Raw genomic sequence first — 3,990 nt, forward strand, 5'->3', positions numbered from 1 at the left:
ATGAAGTCCAGTTACTTTTTGTGAAAAATAGTTTTTCATTATACCTTTTTATGAAATACAAGTACAAATATAACATGAAAACCGATTACTCTCCGTGAGCTATGGTTAATTATATGTTTATTTCATGAAATATGGTTACAATAGTGCGGCTGAAAGCTAGAATTGAGCCAAGCTAACTTATAAGTTGAGTTTTACATTTATAACCTTAAAACTATAAAAACAAACCCAAAGGAGTTCTCTTTGAACAAAATACACGAACCAGTGTGAGAGAAGAACAAGGAGATGTAAAAGCAAAGAGGGCATTGCGGGTTTGTTTGGACTGAGTTATAAAAGAATCTTATTTTTATAATAGAGCATGCAAATAATTTGCAGATTCTTGCAGTCCATTATTTCTTAACCTATCTAAAACGTCAAACTCATCGAGGTTAGGGTTTGTTCTATTGAGAACCATAGCTCTAAACGCTTCTATCGCTAGCTCATTGTTGAGGTCAATTGTGTCCGTAAGAAAGTCATCAGCTGTTTTTGCAGTTAAGCCAAAGCTGGATAGGTAGTCTTTTGGAAAGTCTTTAATGTTGTTAGTCACAATCACATTGGCATTCGTTTTAATTGCTGCCGCTAGCACATGTCTGTCTTTTTGATCTGGTAATGTCAATGAATCAACTAATGATTCATAATTTTTCACCAGGGCATCCGGGAATGCTCGCTGCGCTTTAGATATCCTCTTTTTTATTTCTTTTTGAGGAATCTTTTTTCGAGTCATTACATTTTCCCATTCATCAAATATGTGTTTGCTCCACTTGGGAGTAAAGAGATCATACGAAGCGAACCAAAACAAGAGGTCTCTTATGTCTATTGGGTAAATGACATTGGTGTCTAGAACGCAGGTGAATCTCACACTATGAATCATACATTCCAGATTCTTCGTCAGCTTGCATAATTTCAATCAAAAGCTTCCGCTGTTCTTCTTTGATCTTTTTCTTGTATTCCAGAACATCCTGATACTTAATTCTTCTATGCTTACCTATTTTGGTAAACTTAATCTCTCCACTTTCCAAAAGCTTGATTAAGTGAGGTCTTGAACAACCTATTAATTCTGCTGCTGCCTGAGTGGTTATCTCAGTAGCTATTGGTACGATAGAAATTGGCTTTCCCTGGCTAGTTTCTTTAAGGATTTTTGCTAAAAGTTTGAGTGCATTCAAAGGAACTTTGATTCTTTCTTTAGTTTCTTCGATTTCTATCTCTGGATAGTCGGAGTGGATTTGCTCTAGTGTTGAAGCCAGTGCATCATAAGACTCCATTGCTGCTTTCTGTTCTTCCTTTGAAGGTCTTTTAATTTCGCCTATGCTTTTCATGGTCATTTGTTTTCTACAACAAATAAACGAAATATTCGAAAGCCTGTTGTGTTTGTTTCGAATATTTTAATTTAACGAGTCTATAACTTTCGAAAAGATCATTTCAGCTCATTATAAAGCTAGAGGGAACTTGGTTTCATTTAAATTCTATAACCGTAAAACTACAATAACCATAATTAAAAAAAAGTGAAAGGAGTTCTCTTTGAAGAGAATACACGAACCAGTGTAAGGAAAAAAGCATTGCTGAATGCCTAAAGCCGGGAGATGATGAACCAGAGTATGCAAACAAAAAAAACGTTACAACTCATTCGTTATAACGCTTTAATTTTTCTGCTCCTCAGGTTGGACTCGAACCAACGACCCTCTGATTAACAGTCAGATGCTCTAACCAACTGAGCTACTGAGGAATTTTGATTTCCCACCAATTTTATGGTGTCTGTTTCAAAATGGGAGGCAATATTACTAACAAGACTCCAATTAAACAATATCTTTGACAAAATTTTAAACGAAAAATTTTCATGGAATTAGTTACAGTAGGCTCAGTTGCATTTGATGCAATTGAAACACCTTTCGGTAAAAGTGATAAAATTGTCGGAGGCGCAGGTACTTACATCAGTATCGCTTCTTCGTTCTTCAAAAAGAAAAGCGGAATTGTAAGTGTTGTGGGAGGAGACTTCCCTAAAGACTTTTTGGCGATGCTCGATATGCGCGGCATCGATCAGCAGGGTCTTCAAATCAAAGAAGATGAAAAAAGCTTCTTTTGGAGCGGCAAGTATCACAACGACATGAACACGCGCGATACCCTGGTAACAGAACTCAATGTTCTCGAAAAATTTGACCCGGTATTGCCAGATGAGTACAAAAACCCTGAGTTCCTTATGCTCGGTAACCTCGCTCCAGATGTTCAGTTGAAAGTGATTGAACAGTGTGAGCGCAAGCCGCAAATCATCGCAATGGATACCATGAATTTTTGGATGGATATCGCGATGGATGACCTCAAAAAGGTTCTCAAAAAAGTTGACGTCTTGACGATCAACGATGAAGAAGCTCGTCAGCTTTCAGGTGAGTACAGCCTCGTTAAAGCTGCTCAAAAGATCCTCAGGATGGGCCCCGAGTTTTTGGTGATCAAAAAAGGAGAGCATGGAGCACTTCTATTCAACAACGAAAACGAAGTGTTTTTCGCGCCTGCATTGCCGCTTGAGGAAGTTTTTGACCCAACCGGTGCCGGAGACTCTTTCGCTGGCGGATTTATCGGTCATTTAGCTTCTACGAAGGATATTTCCTTTGAAAACATGAAGCGTGCCGTAATCGTGGGTTCTGCAATGGCTTCTTTCTGCGTTGAGCAGTTTGGTACAGAGCGTTTGCAAAGCGTGACCCAGGAAGATTTCGATGAGCGTGTTCGCGAATTTGTGAACCTCACTCAATTCGATATTTCATTGGTATAAAGCTATAACGGTCAGAGCCGGAACCACAGCCGGCTTTTCGTCACTAATCCTGACGGATCTGACCAAAATATTGAGACATAAAAAAGGGCTTCAGAATTTCTGAAGCCCTTTTTGTTTATCGAAAATTGTACGTTTTACTTCACGATAACCTTGAGAACAGAGTCCTCAGATTTGATGAAGTAAATACCGTTTGTAAGATCACTTACATTGATTCTTCTCACGCGAGAAGCACGCTTAACTTCTTCACCAAGCGCATTGAACATTACAAAGTCAATTGTTTTGTTGAAGTTCAACATGTTGTTAGTTGGATTAGGATAAGCGCGAAGCTCAGCTTTCTCTCCAACCTCACCAATTGATGTTCCTGTAGAGTCACAGTTGTTCACCGTGAGATCTGACATTTGAACTGGTTGCAACTGGTAGTTTTCAGTGTAAGGTGCACTTCCATCAAACTGACCAACTACACCTTTAGCTGAACAAAGTGTGTCACCTGGCATCATTGTCATCATATCGTTGATTCCTGTTATATCAAGGATTCTCAACTCGACAGAGTCTGTTCCATTTGCAATTGTATAATTGATAGCTGGACCAACGTTTTGACTATCTAGATCAGCTACGATGTAATCTTCAAGCTCAACAAGCATTCCTTCAACTGACTCGTCAAGTGAAGTCACCAGTTGATGATCTGGAATTGTGTTTCCAGTGTTGAGGATTTCAAGACTATCAACAATAATTTCAGTCAAACCATTGTACTGGTCAATTTCACCCCAAACGAGAAGTGAATCTCCCATCAACGGCTGAACATTGTTGTAATCGCTAAAGCTGAATACATTGATTCCGCCAGTAGCATCCTGGATGTACAAGCTGTAACCACCACCTCTAAAGTCGATAGTTGTCACAACACCCTTAACGCCACATACAACACCAAGCGAATCAGGCTCACCGTTAGCATCAACCGTTGTTACATCACCAATCGGGTAGATGTTGAGCTCAACGGGTGCTGGAGGGTTTGTATTTCCGCCACAAGTTGTGTCCAAATCACTCGAGTACATTGGGAAAATCTGGTATCCTGATGTGTATGGAGAAGAACCGTCAAACTGACCACCAATTCCAATTACTGAGCAAAGTGAATCGCCAACAGCCGGAGTGATATCATTGAAAATACCAGTTTCTGTATCAATACGCATGGTCATTGT

The 3,990-nt window shown here is 39.4% G+C and carries 4 protein-coding genes and 1 tRNA gene; 1 reads left to right on the forward strand and 4 read right to left on the reverse strand.

Annotated features, from left to right (window positions below; genetic code table 11):
- Positions 1-343: 343 nt before the first annotated feature.
- The 3 genes from RI557_RS11480 to RI557_RS11490 all read right to left on the reverse strand — a co-directional run bounded on the left by RI557_RS11480 (position 344) and on the right by RI557_RS11490 (position 1,759).
- Positions 344-907: a PIN domain-containing protein gene (locus RI557_RS11480; protein ID WP_310668964.1), complete on the reverse strand. Its 564-nt coding sequence runs from the start codon at positions 905-907 to the stop codon at positions 344-346.
- Positions 897-1,352, reverse strand: a complete 456-nt coding sequence (locus tag RI557_RS11485) for a helix-turn-helix domain-containing protein (RefSeq protein ID WP_310668965.1) — start codon at positions 1,350-1,352, stop codon at positions 897-899. The genes RI557_RS11480 and RI557_RS11485 overlap by 11 nt, the downstream gene beginning before the upstream one ends.
- 333 nt (positions 1,353-1,685) lie before the next feature.
- Positions 1,686-1,759: transfer RNA gene (locus RI557_RS11490), tRNA-Asn, on the reverse strand.
- A 111-nt stretch (positions 1,760-1,870) separates the two neighbouring features.
- On the opposite strand from RI557_RS11490, the gene RI557_RS11495 reads away from it, so the two are divergent.
- A complete protein-coding gene (locus RI557_RS11495; RefSeq protein WP_310668966.1) occupies positions 1,871-2,797 on the forward strand; it encodes a PfkB family carbohydrate kinase in 927 nt (308 codons plus the stop codon).
- Between the two features lie 134 nt (positions 2,798-2,931).
- Here the strand turns inward: RI557_RS11495 and RI557_RS11500 are convergent.
- Positions 2,932-3,990 (reverse strand): T9SS type A sorting domain-containing protein (locus RI557_RS11500; protein ID WP_310683899.1); only part of this gene is annotated, 1,059 nt, incomplete at its 5' end.

This window comes from Salibacter sp. (assembly GCF_031581065.1).
Taxonomy (GTDB): Bacteria; Bacteroidota; Bacteroidia; order Flavobacteriales_G; family Salibacteraceae; genus Salibacter.